Here is a 14,998-nt window from a genome sequence, read left to right on the forward strand (position 1 = left end):
GCTTCATGCTCCGTCACCATTCGAACAGCGCGGGCACGGACTTCAGGAGAAAATTTGTTCGTCGTTTTGCTTGTCATAGACCCTACTTCTCACGAGTTGGGGTCTCCGGCAAACCCGGTGCGGTTCAATTCCCAAAAGTCATGCCTGTTATTATCCGGCCGGCAACGATCTGGCGGCCGAAATCACCCGCACGGCTAACCGATCTATCCCTTGTTGCCGCATTCGCTGATCTCGTGGTGATCCCTTCCGACTCCATAAGAGGCTCCAATTCATCCGCACGGCTCACTCCTACCCGTCCGATTTTCATCCGATAAATTCTAGGCAAATCCGTTTCTGCTGTCCCCTCCGTTAGACCGGTGCGTTGACTTTATCTTTCTAATTGTGCCGCAAGTAACGAAATTCCGTTACAACGCCACACCGACACCACAATGGCTACCAAAGGCGCGCCGCGGCCGTTCTATCGTAAAATCGAGCTCGCATCGGGTTATGTTCATCATCGCTTTTATCGAGGCGTCGGATGGGAATCCGCATACCCAGCCGACACTCCTCAACACGCGGTCTTAAATGCCATGCATGACGACGGTGCATATAGCCTTATCCAGGTTATCAATGGGCAGACTCGTGTAGTAGGCCCGGTCAAAGGCGTTGAAAACCCGGTCAATATAATCACAGGCATTCGCCCGCCCTTTGTTGCAGTTACCGGCGGCTTTTACGTTCACTACCCCAACCTTTTTCGAGAAAGTGCCACTGGGCCAGCGCTCGGCCGTCGTCTTTACCTCCAGCCCGTTGGATACACCTCGCTAACATCCAACTTCGTCCCCGTCGATCCGGCCTATAGCGACGATTTGATCCCTCGCACCATGGGAGACGGCAGCGTCTTTACCGCCGGACCTTCTTTGGTCCAGCCGATGAACCTTCCCCAGCCTCATTTCACAAGGATAAACTCTGCCGCCGGAAAGCATACGTATTTTGCCAAAGACGATGCCGGCAGAGAAATACCGAGCCCCCTTTACGCAAGCTTCAAGGACTGGGATTTACGGTATAACGAACTCAAGAGGTAGCAAGAACAGAACGTTTCTACAACACTCTCAATGCAGATCGAGGCAGAAGGCTTAGCTGCGGCGGGAAAGAGTCCAATTCAAAAGGCGGACGGCACCTTCAAATTCGCCGCCGCCGAACCCAGTCACCCTCATGTCAAGAGCGTTTGGGCTCAAGTCCCCGGCAATCTCTCGCACGTGGGGCAACCGAACGAACGCTCGGGCCTTTCGAACCATCAAGACCTGACGAAGCATGCGGGAGGCTCTGTTTTGTGCCATGCCTATACTTCCGAACGCTCCAAAGGATTGATTATAAACGATTTTCGGCTCCTCGTCGAACAAGGCGCTCAGTTCGTGGGCCTTTCACTTGCTGATCTGCCTGATAACGAGGCCTGGGCAAACGACGGCGGCCCCTCCGTTTTCCACATATTTGTTGATGAAGCGGGTGGACTTAGGTTTCTTGCCAAGGGCGGCTTGGAGGTGCAGAGCGAGGAGCTGCATATTGATCCGTCCAGTTTAAGAATGGCCCCGAATGTGATTGTGATTAGAGCAGGCTCGAACTAGCGGACGCCGTAGGAAAATGGGTCATTTTGTTTCTGAGATGGCCGCCATGGATTTGAGTTTCAAATAAGCCGCGATAGTGATTTGATGCTTTCACTCCTAGATTACTCAATATGTCCGTTTCCATGCCAGTTCGCTCGCTGCTAGACTCTCTATTTGCGCAAATACTTCCTTGAGAATAATAAGCTCGCGCACAATCCGGATCCTTATAAATCGGGAAAACCTAGAATCGTCAGCCCAAGCTCGTAGTCTCTATTCCTTCCATTGGTTCGCCCCATAAGGGATAGTTACATATCTCATCTTCCCACTTGGTAGAGACCCATAATTCTTCAGGATTACACAGCTCCATAGGATCACCCGGCTCCTCCCAATATTGAGTGCAACAGCGATCTGAGGGGATGTTCTCTTTATCAATTTCATCCTCGTCAATTTCATCCCCCATCTCTGAACCATTGTCCTTCACCAGTTCTGGCATCTCGCTGTCGCCCTCCTCCTCCGACATGGGGCCGTTCCGCATCAATACCGGGTTATCGACGTAGATTTCAAACTCTGAACCGCTGTCGTCCTCCCGTCCTGGCGTTTCCCAGTCATCGTCGCTAGCCTTCTCGTCCAAAACGTCAGGGGTGCTGCAGGCACGGAGCAGAAGGGCGCCTAAATTGCGGAGAATATCTGAAAAATCGACACCGCTCGGCCAGCCGTCATTCTGCTCCGTATAACAATGGAAAAAGACAGGTTTCGAGGGTCCGACCTGCGTCGCGCCCCAGCGCAGCCCGTCCGAAATTTTCCGTGGTTTCCAGCCGAAGATGAGGTTGCCATGGCTGGCGAGTGACGCCGGCTCTTCCGGTGTGCTGGGCATCTCCACGGGCAAACCGATGCCGATGAGCGACCCCAAGGCGGTAAAAAAGCCGGGATATTTCCGGATCCCGCCGGAGAACCGGAAAACCGGCTGCGAAACTCAATGGTCAGTCGTCGCTGTATGGCAGGCGGAGGAAGTCCGTTACCTCGGGTCTTCGGGAAGACATCATGACGATCGAAGCAGAATGAAGAGCTTTGCAGGGAGAGCGGCGATCCGATCCCTGGCCGGGGGCAGACGGGCTTTATCAATTTCCCTTCAGCACCCTCAAGCGCCGGGGCGCAGGGGCGAGGCCTGTTTCATCGTCCCACGGACTGGGAGCCGGCGCGGATGGGAGGGGCGCGGTCAAATTTAGCGCCGCCGCGCATGCCGAAAGCCAATCAGCGCCGCGGAACCTGCCCGAACCGGCAAATGTTGAAACGGAAGGCCCCGTCGACTGACGTCCTCCTCCCTTCCGGGCAGTTTCGTCAAATCGATGAGCAAAACCCTCCGGCGTCCGGTTGCGTGGAACCATCCCGGCACAAAAACTCATGGCTCAGCCTTAGTCAAGGACTGTCGTTGTTTGCGTCTGGTCCGTGCGGGATGGGTATGGCCTATTCCGTCAGCTGCAGACGGTGCGGATGAACCGGTGGGTCCGGGAGCGTCTGGGTCCGGATTTGTCGATCGCCAGCTTCAGCCAACCATCGTACGAAACGGTCCTGTCCTGGTCCCCGGGGTCGTCAGCCTCCTGCGTGACCTTGCGGATGCCGCATCGGCGGACAATGGAAGGAATTAAGGGGATCTGTTGAAGCGGATCCCGCGCCTGCCCGCCGTCCGTCGCGCCGGCAAGCCCTGCCTGGAGCGGCCGCGGGGACATTTGACAACACGGCTTCATGCCATTCACAATCTCCGGAGAAAGCCGCAAAACGCCTCGATTGACCCCGTCCGTCTATCTGCCCGTCTATTTACTTGAGCCCGCGCCGGTAGCGGATCTACAATCTGGACTGCACCGGCGTCGCGCCCTTCACTGACTTTAATCGTTCCAATTCCTGCATTAGGACCTCCCACTCAAATACGCTTTCGTGATTGAAGCCATCATCCCCGTCTGTGGTGCCCTCATCCCCGTCCTTCTCGATGGGTCCACAATCGACCGGAGAGTTTTTCTGTGGTGGCGCTGGCGTATCATCCTTCAGGTAATCCCGATAGTGTGCCTCCGCCCTGCCGCTGATTGAATTCGCGGGCGGGCCTTCCTTGCCTTCGCATCCGTAGTCCCCCATAATGAATGGGGAGGTACCGTCGTCCTCGCCGTTCTCTTCGATACCCTCCTCCCTCCAGTCCAGCCACATCTGAAGATACCCCAATTTGGATGAGAGCAGGCGATCGTCTGCCGCGGTGTTGGGCAGGTCGTGCCCCTCAGACTGCAATCCGTTCCCAAGGTCCATCAACGCATCGTCGCCCTGAAAGATTTCGTCGCTTGGTTTTAGAGCTGATATCACCCAGCCCTGTCCTGCCAGCCTTAACCCGACGTTTTCCTCCGGGGGCATTTCCTCCATTGGTGACTCTGCAATCGGTGTCGGTTCCCCTGGGTAGGCCGACGACCTGCAAGGTTCCGGAAGAGTTGGGGGACACATTAACGGCGGGAGACCGGAGTATTCTCGACGACTTGCGATCGTATTGGAGGGCGCGGCTATGACTGATTGAATATCGTCGTTCACGATCAATTTTGGAAAAGGCGAATCTGCCGGCCACCAGGGTTGGACAGCCCCCGGAGATTTGGTGTTCCGGAACTGGGCAAAGCGAGACCCTCCCTGTTCAGCCATCGTGATGAGGTCGATCGTCTTCGAGGGGAGAGGTCGAGGGAGGCTTGTCGAGGCAGGGAGTTCTGGGGCCGTGGAAGAAGGCGAGGCACCGGCTCAGGGGGCCCTCTCTTTATCTCCTGCCCCCTTCACTGAACCTGAACGCGCACCATCGCTGCCGCGTCATCGAGCCCTTGTACGCCACCATGATCGAAAAATTTGCTCACCCATCCACGTTGCGTCCCGTCCGGCGAATGATTGGTCTCTGGCTGCGTAACCGAACTGATGATACTCCGTTGCCCGGGATCAGATGGTGACAGTGCGCTGATCCCTGCCCTCGGGGAAAGGGCGCCAGACATTGGCTCACCGCGTAAAGGGGCCTGTAAAACGTGCTTGCAATTCCTGGGTCAGGCAACAATCCGGGCTCACAATAATGCCGGCGGCCCAATCGAGCTTCAGCGCTGCTCCCACCTGCAGTAGTCTGTTTTTTGCCGCTCGCGGGGGCATGGGTCCGCAGCACAGGGCATTTGGTGGCTTGAAAGCACTGCTATTTTGGTTCGCCCGGGCTCAGGTCGCCGATATTTGACCTGTGGTGCGGCCGCAAGCCGCTGGAAACAAGCCTCCCCGGCGGAGGGTGCGGGATGTGACAGGGCGGAATTCCGGCAAGCCTTGCTGAGGTCGCATAGAAATTGCGGTGAAGGAATTTACAAACACATCATGAAATTGAAACGCTTTTTTTGAAACTGTTCGATGCCTTCGGCAACGATGCATGCGCGAGCGCTTAGAGGAGGTCCGTGACTGATCGGTCTGCAGGTTTTCTATGGGAATTCCACATTCGCAGGCCCGCCATGCAGGCATCAAGCAATCAGACGACGCAACCAGCCATGCCTGCAGATCATTATGGAAAAGTGCAAAATTGAAAATACAACTGTCTAAAGCGCTAATGTACATGCAGCAGTGCCTGCGGACCTGTCGTGCAATCATGTTCCGGCGCCTGTTTCGCCCACCGGCGTCCTCGCGTCTGCCCCAGGCGCCTCCAAGCCGCCGGGAGAGGGGGTGAACTTCGCTTTCTTCGGGGAACCGTTATCGTCTTGCAGTTCGGCAGGGCCGCCGGAACCGTTCTCGGGGTCGTCGTCTCGGCCCCTCTTGGCCGTGTTTGGCGGCGTCTCTAGCACAAGCTCTGTGGGAGTCGGCGGGGGCGTTCCTCGTTGCCCGGCGAAAGAGCCCAGGCCCGCCCCTGTCAAACCTCCCACCTCCGGGAGTGCCTCAACGTCGAAGTCGTCCCCTTCAATAGCCCGGTCATCCGGGTTGAGCGCAAAGGGCGAAGCCGACCTCAGCGCTTCCTCAACCACCTGCGAGGCGGTTACGGCGCCTGTCAATGGCGGCGTAGGAACGTCGCCTGGCACCGGATCGCTCAGTTCGCTGCATGCCACCTCAACATCGTCTTCACTGACTTCCCCCGGCTCAACCCCCGGCTGAAACGATCCTGGACTTAAGGGGTCAAAACTCCATTCGTCCCCGGGTGTTACCGGCGCTGCCAACAATGATGTAAAGTCGCCATCGTAGTTTTTCACCGGCCAACCATCAGGGCCTATCGCGGGATCCTCGGGGGCAGATGGCACCACCAGAACGGTTTCCGTCGTGGCTTCATCGCCTGAGGGTGGCGTCGTCGGTCCGTCCTCCGTTTTCGCGCCGCCCGACTCGTCGGGTTCCTCATCGCCCTCACAGCCTGCCACTGAGGTCGCAGCGGTCGAAGTATCCCGTTGGCCGGAAGTTGGGGCTTCGCCGTGCGTTGATGCCGAAGATCCAGGCGTTGTCGGTGTAGTTGTGCCGTCCGCGTCGAACTCGTCCGATTCCTCCTGTGAAGCGAGCCCAGAAATCTGCTCGCATGTCGTTCGGAGCAACCGCCTGATGCTGTCAATCTCCTTTTCTTTCCGTTCAGCCTCTTGTTTTATGCGCTCAACACCATCAAGCTCTTCCACATGGCTCAGGCGAAGCACGAAATCGCCGACCCACTTGGCCGGATCCCTATCCTCCTGCGGGTCTCGTTGAGTGCATTTTAAGTCTGCGAGGTTAATCGTGTCGCCTTTTTCCACGACCAAGTAGCCCACGCGACCGCCCCCCAACTCCACGACGTAGATCCGTCTTTTGTGAGGATCGCAAAGCTCAACACTGTCCAAGGTCCAGTCCGTCCAACTGCAAAAATAGTAAAAGAGGTTCCCGCCCAAGGGCACGCAAAAACGATCGGACGGATTGAGCTGGTCGCTCGTCATCGCTGGGAAATCCGTGGTGAAGCGCGCGTCGCGACACAGGGCGAAAACCGGTGGTGGAGGTGGAGGAAAACCGGTGGTGGAGGTGGAGGAAACCGGAGAGAGGGGAGGAGCATTGACACGAAAAATGGGTTGGCACCCGGGCAAATTTCGCTTTTTCTCTTAAAGACGCGTCGCAATGACGCGCCGCTACCCTGGTCGCACGCCACGCCCCACGTCAGACCGTCGCGCATTGCTTACTCCGGCGAGGTCGCAGCGCTCTAGGCCCCAAAGGATTGGCCTCAATGCTCGACCTGCCCGACATGTGTCGTAATCGTTGACGATTTGCTCCCATGGGCCTAAGCTGGCGGCCTCCGGCTGATGCATCGCCCTGCGAGGACGTCCCTTTGCCAGCTGCGCTTCTCCCTGGGCGCGACGCCTTGCCTTTCATCTGCGGCGGCAATGCGGGCCCTTTCCCTCGCTCGTTCGTTCCTGCCTCTGAATGTGAGACGGGCCCTCCAATCAGAAGGTTTATGCCTTCTTCTTCCAGCGTCTCTGCTGCCCTCGTGGAGCTCTCTTGGGCGCGTCCGTCCGGTGCCGATGACAGCAATTCCATCGCTCGGAAAACCACCAGGCATTTTGCTTCGATTTTCCAAAGGAATGCAACTGAGGGACCGCCGAGTACTTTTCGGAAATTCTCAGGTAAAGCTTTTTCGGAGTAGTGTGTCCCGGTCGCACGGCGAAGCATGTCACACAACTTCCCGTGATTCCCCTGGCAACCGGGGCCTTTTTTGTTGCCCCGACCCATCCAGGCGCGCATGCAGAACTTGGAGCCTTCGTTACCGAATTCGGTGCATTGTCGCGATATGCTTATCCCAAATCGTTGCAGACGTTGGCCGCGTGGGACTGGGGGAGGTTCGAAAGTTCCATCCGGGGATGAGGCAAAACACACTGCAATCTTCTTCTCAACATTTACGGTCACGACCGTCGAAAAGGCAAATTTTTGAGGGTGCTTGCGCAGGAGATGGTTGAGATTTTCGTATCCGTCCCGTGGCTGGGGCTTTTCGCCCATGATGAAGAATTATTCCTGCGCAGGGTGGCAGTCACGACGGGTGGGAAAGACAGGAGGATTTGTGAGAGAAGGATTGAAGAACAGGGCGGGGAATGTCGAGACCATTATATACACCTGTCACCCATGACGACTGCTTGGCTTGCCCGCACGTGTTCGCCGCGCACCGTCGCGCGTCCTCCCTCCAGCTCCGCCCGGGCCCAGCCCCAGCCCCAGCCCCTGAAGGATTGGCCTCAATTCTCAATCCTCAATTCCCGACCTGCCCGTCAGTCGCTGCTTGTTGGCCTGGTCGTGGCCTGAGCCCTTTACGCCGGGGAGGACTGGCCGCTCTTCTCTTCCTTCCAGGCCCTCCGCGCCCTGTCTCGGAAGCGCTCTCGACAATCTCCGTGCACCACAGTCCAGCCGACGGGTTGCCCTCAGCTTGTTCCTGCCGCCTCCATTCCGCGTGGGAATAGGGATCTGTCTCGGAATCCAAAGTTCCCTCCTGCGGGAACTCTAACATTCTTTGATCAATCCACCGGTGTGCGTACTCGATAGCCAACGCGACCGTCGCTCTATTCCTCTCGCCGAGAGCGCCGACACATGCGGCGAGCGCATCTCTGAAAAGTGATCCGTGGGACTTGCCGTGCCTTCCCTCACAAGGAAGGTTGCTGTCGTAGCCTTCACCACAACGGGCGCGCACGCAAAACTCGTGGCTTGGTTTTCCGTCCCTGGCGCATAGCAACGTGGTGATCTGAAGTTGTTGCAGATCCGGGTGGCGAGGCTCGGGTCGTTCGATGGCTCCGTACCTCAGGAAGGCGATATGGACTTCGATGGCCGGTTCGTCCTCCACTAACGTGACGAGCTTTGAAATGACGATGTCGTGACAATCCTCAGATGACGACCGCCATTTGGGCCAGGGCATGAACCAGGAGAACGCGGACATAATGCCGGCATGCGTCGATACAGACACAAGTGATGGCTGTTCCGACGCGGGACGATAGCTGTGACGATGGGAGAGGAGAAGACAGGAGGAGGATGTGGGAGAAGCGTTGAGGGAAATGAACGGGGGGAGGCGTCAGTACCCGACAATTTCCCTGGATCTCGTCCACGCGTCGCCTGGTCGATTGGCTGCCTGCCTGCGCATCTTCCGCCAGGGATCGCCGCGCGTCCTCTCCCTTACGGTCGCCAGGGGTTCGTGCGCGTGATGGATGTTGGTGGCGTCGCTATCCGGTCGTCGGGGATCGGGAACATCGGGTGCCGATGGTTCGCCCTGGTTCGCCGATCACGCGCGTCATCGGGGACGCTCAGAACCTCCTCCTTCTCTTGACGGGCCTGCCAGTGCCGGCGGACGAGCCTGCAAGACCACTTCGCTCCCCCTCCCCCCTCAGGAACTCAATATTGTCATGTGGGCCGGTCAAGCCTCCAGGGAGGCGCTTTCGCAAGGGCGGAGGGCTGATAGGTCCTCGTGCCTCGACGGGCTCTCTGGTTTTCGGCAGCGCATCGCGCCGGCCTTCCTCTGCCAAGTCACCGTTCCTCTGCGATGACGACAGATCGCTCGCGTCGTCACCCTTATCGTCCGCCACGGGCGGCGAGCTCGCGACGGATCCGCTGACTGGCGATGGTAGCGCCGGCGTGCCCTCTCGGTTCATGTCTGGACCGCCGCCTGGTGTCTCGCCGCCATCCTTCTCGCCCGTCTTGAGCTCCTTTGCCTTCTTTTCCACTTCCTCGCATGCTTCGAGATATGCTTGGTAGAATTTCTCGCAGTAGTACTCCTTCCATTGTTTGAGCTTGTGCTTCTTAAAGGTGAAGTTGGAGCTAATTCCACTCGCTACCTTCCTGAAAATCTCCTGGGGCGGTCTGTCATGCCGTCTGGTGCAGGGTTTCCATCGAGCCTTCCTCGTGGGTTCGACTTTGCGACCTCTCCATTCGAACTTGTAGCGCAAGCAACACCGTTGTTTCTTTTTTTGAGGATCGTACCGGCATGGCGTTACCCAGACGAAAACCTGCGGGTGTTGGGACGCTTCGTATGGAATAGAGTCAGATCCAAAGGGATCCGCGGAAAAAGAGAAATAACCTTCAAATGGATGAACAAATTTCGAAAAATAAACAGGCGTGTAGGGCAGCGGCCGAGCCAGCGTTGACTGAGCGCCCATGATGAGGAGCCCGCGCCCGCGACAGGCGGTGATGAATGAAAGAAGAATGGAACGCGGTGTCGCTGAAAAATCGCCGACAAGGCCGAAACAATCGGGCAAACCTCGCTTGATCTTCCCGCCTCGCCCCGGACGACTGCCTGATCCCCCCGCACGTGCCGGCCGTTGACCGCCCCGCCTTCGTCCTCCAGGCCAGGCCGCAGAACCTCGCCCCGACGAGGGAAATCCTGCAGCGTGACCGAATTCTCAATCGCCCGGAGCTGCGGGCGCGCCGCAAGCGGACGAGCTAGATCCCGCTTGCGCGACCGTGATTTTCACGCTTGCGTAGCTGTCGGGTCGTTGAGGCGTCGGCGTTTTCGGCCCGCGTTACCGGGTCGTCTGCGTGACCGGCTCGGTCCATTGTTTCGGTTTCCGACCTCGTCGGAAGAGGATGGCATGGCTCCATCGGGGCCATGGTTTTGCCTGGTTTTGTCTCCTGCCGTGACATCCTTTTTTGGTAACCTCACACCCATGCTGAGCGTAAGATTCGGGACTCCCTCTTCAGGCATGTTGTTATATAAAACCTGATAGCCCGCACAAACGACGTAGGCGCAATTGGGCATCACGCCTAGCTTGTCCGTATGCTCGAATGCCTTACCGATACACTCGGGAGGCGAGTAACCAAGCGTATCAGACCTCGATTCTGTTTCCATATTTCCATCGATACACTTCAATACTCCCCCGTCTTTGGCGACGTAAAAGTAGTTGCAACGGAATGCCGGCTTCTCGGGTAAATCATCCAAGGTGAGGTCGAATACCTGCATAAGGAACCGCTCGACCCCTTTCTTATTCAAATCCGCTTCGGTTGGTTGAAACGGCGTTGTCCCGCCAAAGACGAAGTAATATCTATGCGTGCCATTCACAAGAATGACATACGCTTGCCCTTCGGGAAACCGGAGCCAGGAAGCCCGGTCGGAGTAGAGATGCTCTTCTGGTTCCGGGGTGCCTTCGGAGGACGTTGGTTCGGCGGAGCCTTCACCGGACGCCGGCACCGACGACAGCCCGGAAGAGGTGTTACTATCAGACGAGGGGTTTCCGGAAACCATGATGATGAGAAGCCGCTGTTCGGTGCGGGACGACAAGCGATGATGGTGAGGATGGAGGGCTCCGGGAGAGCCTGCGGCAGGGCGGCGGAAATCTCGGGTCTTGCTTGTTTTGGGCATGCGTCGCCCCGGGCAACCGTCTGGCCTGCCCGCACCTTCGCCGCACGCGGTCGCGCCTCCCCCGACCACGCCACAGGGGCTCATTCGCCTGGAAAATGCTGGACGTTGTGGCGTTGACGAATTCCAGCATGCCCCGAGTTGGCGAACACCAGAGACCCACGATCCGCCGTCGGTTCAAAGGTCGCGGGCGCGTCGCCGTCCCATGGATGTTCAGAGTTTCCTCTTTTTTAAGGGGGGCGCGTCGTCGGAGGGCTCGTCGTCTCCCTCGTCCTGACTGTCAGGGATCCGCATGGCCCTCTTCCTGGTCCTGTCTGTGGTTGAACTCGAAGGGGCGCCCGGTTCAGTTCTCGTTTCCTCACGTTGGTGCTTTTGGAAAGGATCTAGGTCCTTGCCTTGTTCCGCGCAACAGATTTGAAGGAGTGCATCAAATGCCGGGTTTCTTAGTAACAGGGTGCTTTCCTTGTCGCCTGTTGTTGGCCTCTTTTCGTCACCCTGTAGGCCGTTCTTGTCACCCTTGCTCCCGTTGCCCGCCTCCTCCGGGCCGCTGGAGCCGCTCTCCTCGTGATCACTGGAGAGCTCTATGGCCTCTGCAGCGGTCCTGCCGGCTGCAGCGCCGGGCCTCTGCCTCGCTGTCTCCGGGGCTGTCGTGACGCGACTCTTGCTCCCCTCCTGCCCAACGTCCAGTGGCTCAAAGTCGTCATCATCACTGCTCTCGTCTCGCTCCCCAGGGCCGTCGGGGCCGCTATCTTTACTGTCATCAGAAAGATGTCGAAGGGATGCGCCCGGCGGTGTGACAGGCCTCTCCACCGAAGTCTTCGGGGCTGCAGCCCCAGGCTTCCTCCTTCCAACTGATACACGCGGTTCGTTCGTTCCACTGTCGTCACTAAAGCCGTCCCATTCGCTCCACGTGTCATTGCTCTGCTCATCGTCCTCCTTGCGTGCTCTTGCAGCTGAAGTGGACTGCTGCGCTAGACGCAATTCACGACGAGAGACTAACCGCCCTGGAGCCGGAACCTGCGGAGGCTTGTTTGTCGTCGGGAAGTAGCGACGGGGCTGGGCAATCCTTCTACCCTGGGAATCTTCCCATTCTGAACGCTGGTTGCCTATTCCAACGTGTGGCGCAGCCTCATCGAGGTCGGCGGTGAGGTCATAAGAATATGTGGAAAGCCTAAAGAAAAGCATGTGCTCGTAGACTTTCCTGAGACCCAACACAAGGTGCGCCTGATTTTCCGTAATGAAAGCGAGGCGGCGGTTTTGGAAAGCCCGCGTGAAAACCTGAGCGGCCGGCATTCGATGGCGCTCATTGCAATCGGCGCCATAATCATAGTCCTTAGCATCATCCCGAATGCGAAGGCAGGAACCGAAGCCTTTTTCTCCGTACCGGCACTTCCGCGAGTCGATTCGAAGTTGCCGCCGCTCCGGGGCTATGGCGACGATTTCACTGTCGTTAAAAGTTTCGCCCGGTGAGTGAGTAAAATGTACTTCGACGGGTCGAGCCTCCACTAGTGGCAGGACTACCCGGGCTAAAATTCTCCGCAAGTCATCGCGCAGTGCATTCCAATCCTTTTTATTGGGCATGGTGCGATAGCCACGCCGGCACGCTGGCAACGCGACGTTGAGATGGAGTGTTTTGAAGGGCCACTGGCGACGCGGGAAAATGTGAGCCTCGGCGAAACCTCGCCTGTTTGCACGTGTCGCCGGCACGCGGCTGCCTGACGCGGTTGCACGTGACTGTCCGCCACAGCCAGCCGCATCCTCCCGCGACCACGCCACAGGGCTCGTTCGGCCGGCGATGCTTGGGGCTGCGCCCAAAACGATCATCCGTCGCGGGCGAATTTTGTGTGAGGGGAGGCTATGAACAAGGGCGAGGCAATCGAACGACAGCCGGGACGGTTGGACGGCGGCCCCTTGTAGCAGGCGCAATTTTTGTTTTGCATCGCCGAATTGGGGCAGCGACACAGGGCGCATGGAGGTCTCGGCGAAACGTTTAGTGGAAGCGGCCCTGAGGGTCAGCGGTCAAAGCGCCGACAGTGGGCTTCATCTCCGGTTTCCCCAGCGATTGCGGGCGCTGTGAACTGGCGATTGGACGTGGTTCCAGCGGTCCCCCACATTCTGGCGGGCCACCAGACTGTCCGCCAGCGAGGCACCCGATCTGCACTTTCGGGCGCTGTGGGGAAGAAGGTAGCCAGATCTGGCGCCGGGGATTTTACTGCATTGCAGCGCCGCTGCGGAGAGCTGCATGAACAGGTCAAGGCTTCAGGTTCTCACGAGGCTGCGGATTTCAGAAGGTGTGGATACGGCGAGCGAAAACAGCATTCAATTGACAGGATCTCAAGCGACACATGCTACAGGATATCCAAGACCGACCGCGACCGACCACGTTTCCCATCTGTCATCCTCCACCTTCGCGCGTTTGTCCGGCCGATGCTCCTCCCCGTCGTCCCCGTCGTCCCGCTTTCGTCTCTCTCCCAATAGCCCGGCCTCTGCCACCGCTGGACTTTCACAACGGTTGACAATGTCGTCGATGACCCAGGGCTCTGGAGAGCCAGGTAGAGATGTTGGAGGCGTGGGTGGAGCCCGCAGATCAAATTCTGCGCCGGGGAACAGGAGTTCACACCACGCCTCATCCTCAGCTTTTTCGTTGCCTGCTTCATCTTTTTCGTCTGCTTCCCCGATGGCTTCGGGGTTCAGCAACTCAGGATACATCTCCAATCCGAATGCGAGCGCCAGCGCCGACATGCCCTCCCGATAGCGCTGGACAAGCTCCGTGGCCATCGTCGTTGTCTTCTTCTCCGTCATGTTGAGCCCCGGCCCTATGGAGATCGAGAACGCATCGTGAAGCGTGAATGGTCTGCCCTCAGAACGCTTCCGAGCTCCGGTGGCCAGGCAATTATTGTCCGAGGTATTGGTCCAGAAGTCCTCCGGGCTGAACACCATCATCGGCGAAGGCAGGTTGCACGGCAGTTTGTTCCCGTCGAGTTCGCCGTTGCAATAGATGATGTCGATTTGGTCGCTTTCCTGCCCCTCGAAGAAGTCGACGCCAGGCAGCGTCGAAACTATGGTGAAGCGCAAGGAGATCTTGTCGGCTCGGGCAGTCATGCGGATAATCCGGTCAATGATCGCGAAATCGGTTTCCATCGTGAAGGCGTGAACAATATCGCTGACGAGAAACTTGACCGGGCAAAATCCTGAGACGACGGTTTTTTGGGGGCGCTCGGTATTTATTCCCTGACATGGAACGCGATGGATCCATGCGTCTCACCCGAGATAAGCTAATGGTGCAAGCGAAAGCCACGGATCACTCTCCATCGAGCTGAATGGAACGGGCTTGGTCCATCTAGGGTGCCAGGCCATTTCGGGGAGCTGATGATCCTTGCTTCCATGAACCGGACCCACCCGCTGCGACCAATGCCGTCGCGCGGCATTTTCCTGGCGGACATCATGACTCGACACGAGATCCTCACCCGCCGTTCGATTTCACGAGGCATCAGACAATTGATGGAAGCAGGAAAACACCGGCGTTCCCATTCCAGGCGAAAGAGCAATGGAAAAAACCATGGTATTCCGGCCGCGCCGTACGAAATACAAATCCTCCATCCCTGGACCGGCGACACGGAATAATTATTCTCGATATATAAAATGCGAATAAATTCATGTTTTCATTGCGAGATGCCTGCCACGGGTGAACAGGCCGTATCGGGATCCTTCAGATCTGCTCTCCGCATTTGCCTTTTGCTCCCGGCCATGGGGTCCTCCCGCAATGGCTGCGGCGGTCGCGCCCCGGGTGTTGGCGCGCGAGGATGGCCCCGAGCTTCTGTTCTCCAGCCCCAAATGTCGGCGCCACAGTGTTCTCAGGGGGAATGTCTCGGCCCAGTCTGCCTCTCCGTCACCTGACGGCACCGCTGGCGGCCTGGTGCGCCAGTTCTCCTTTTGGGGGCAGGATGCCTCGTCCGCTGCCTGATTGCAGCGCCTGTTTTCTGCCAGTCCCTTCCCCTCAGGGGCGAACGCCAGCGTCACCCGCGCCCTCCACGCGCTGTCCGGCACGCGTCGCCCCCTTCTGCAAATCCTGATCGTCCTCCTGGCTCACCAGCCTCTGCCGCCGGTCGTCGTGGTCTCATGG

General features: G+C 58.1%; 11 protein-coding genes. 4 read left to right on the plus strand and 7 right to left on the minus strand.

The window, feature by feature from the left end; translation table 11 throughout:
• Positions 1–428: 428 nt before the first annotated feature.
• Positions 429–1,061, plus strand: coding sequence for a hypothetical protein (locus tag DMO26_RS31225; RefSeq protein ID WP_117196202.1), 633 nt, complete (start codon positions 429–431; stop codon positions 1,059–1,061).
• Positions 1,062–1,091: 30 nt separating this feature from the next.
• A complete protein-coding gene (locus DMO26_RS31230) occupies positions 1,092–1,601 on the plus strand; it encodes a hypothetical protein (RefSeq protein WP_117196203.1) in 510 nt (169 codons plus the stop codon).
• Between the two features lie 229 nt (positions 1,602–1,830).
• Here the strand turns inward: DMO26_RS31230 and DMO26_RS31235 are convergent, their stop codons facing one another.
• The 6 genes from DMO26_RS31235 to DMO26_RS31265 all read right to left on the minus strand — a co-directional run bounded on the left by DMO26_RS31235 (position 1,831) and on the right by DMO26_RS31265 (position 12,087).
• Positions 1,831–2,490, minus strand: a complete 660-nt coding sequence (locus DMO26_RS31235) for a hypothetical protein (protein ID WP_117196204.1) — start codon at positions 2,488–2,490, stop codon at positions 1,831–1,833.
• Positions 2,491–3,422: 932 nt separating this feature from the next.
• Positions 3,423–3,983 carry a hypothetical protein gene (locus DMO26_RS31245; protein WP_162895140.1) on the minus strand — a complete coding sequence of 187 codons (561 nt, stop codon included), beginning with the start codon at positions 3,981–3,983 and terminating at the stop codon, positions 3,423–3,425.
• 1,223 nt (positions 3,984–5,206) lie between these two features.
• Entirely contained in the window at positions 5,207–6,499 is a 1,293-nt protein-coding gene (locus tag DMO26_RS31250; RefSeq protein WP_117196207.1) for a hypothetical protein, read from the minus strand.
• A gap of 2,331 nt (positions 6,500–8,830) precedes the next feature.
• On the minus strand, positions 8,831–9,469 hold the full coding sequence (locus DMO26_RS31260) for a hypothetical protein (protein WP_117196209.1): 639 nt from the start codon (positions 9,467–9,469) through the stop codon (positions 8,831–8,833).
• Positions 9,470–9,990: 521 nt separating this feature from the next.
• Complete coding sequence (locus DMO26_RS33985; protein ID WP_162895141.1) at positions 9,991–10,878, minus strand: hypothetical protein; 888 nt, start codon at positions 10,876–10,878, stop codon at positions 9,991–9,993.
• Positions 10,879–11,088: 210 nt separating this feature from the next.
• The gene (locus DMO26_RS31265) at positions 11,089–12,087 is read right to left on the minus strand and encodes a hypothetical protein (RefSeq protein WP_162895142.1); all 999 of its coding nucleotides are present in this window, start codon (positions 12,085–12,087) and stop codon (positions 11,089–11,091) included.
• A gap of 6 nt (positions 12,088–12,093) precedes the next feature.
• Between DMO26_RS31265 and DMO26_RS31270 the strand changes: the two genes are divergently transcribed.
• Positions 12,094–12,345, plus strand: a complete 252-nt coding sequence (locus tag DMO26_RS31270; protein WP_117196211.1) for a hypothetical protein — start codon at positions 12,094–12,096, stop codon at positions 12,343–12,345.
• 864 nt (positions 12,346–13,209) lie between these two features.
• Here DMO26_RS31270 and DMO26_RS31275 read toward each other — a convergent pair.
• Positions 13,210–14,016 carry a hypothetical protein gene (locus DMO26_RS31275; protein ID WP_117196212.1) on the minus strand — a complete coding sequence of 269 codons (807 nt, stop codon included), beginning with the start codon at positions 14,014–14,016 and terminating at the stop codon, positions 13,210–13,212.
• A 228-nt stretch (positions 14,017–14,244) separates the two neighbouring features.
• On the opposite strand from DMO26_RS31275, the gene DMO26_RS33990 reads away from it, so the two are divergent.
• Positions 14,245–14,499, plus strand: a complete 255-nt coding sequence (locus tag DMO26_RS33990) for a hypothetical protein (protein ID WP_162895143.1) — start codon at positions 14,245–14,247, stop codon at positions 14,497–14,499.
• The last annotated feature ends 499 nt before the right edge of the window (positions 14,500–14,998 follow it).

Source organism: Rhizobium terrae, from assembly GCF_003425685.1.
Classification (GTDB): Bacteria; Pseudomonadota; Alphaproteobacteria; order Rhizobiales; family Rhizobiaceae; genus Neorhizobium; species Neorhizobium terrae.

Coding starts and splice junctions, on each gene's coding strand:
- DMO26_RS31275 (WP_117196212.1), bottom strand. CDS start 14,016: ATGGAAACCGATTTCGCGATCATTGACCGGATTATCCGCATGACTGCC.
- DMO26_RS33985 (WP_162895141.1), bottom strand. CDS start 10,878: ATGCCCAAAACAAGCAAGACCCGAGATTTCCGCCGCCCTGCCGCAGGC.
- DMO26_RS31230 (WP_117196203.1), top strand. CDS start 1,092: ATGCAGATCGAGGCAGAAGGCTTAGCTGCGGCGGGAAAGAGTCCAATT.
- DMO26_RS31225 (WP_117196202.1), top strand. CDS start 429: ATGGCTACCAAAGGCGCGCCGCGGCCGTTCTATCGTAAAATCGAGCTC.
- DMO26_RS33990 (WP_162895143.1), top strand. CDS start 14,245: ATGATCCTTGCTTCCATGAACCGGACCCACCCGCTGCGACCAATGCCG.
- DMO26_RS31245 (WP_162895140.1), bottom strand. CDS start 3,983: ATGGAGGAAATGCCCCCGGAGGAAAACGTCGGGTTAAGGCTGGCAGGA.
- DMO26_RS31250 (WP_117196207.1), bottom strand. CDS start 6,499: ATGACGAGCGACCAGCTCAATCCGTCCGATCGTTTTTGCGTGCCCTTG.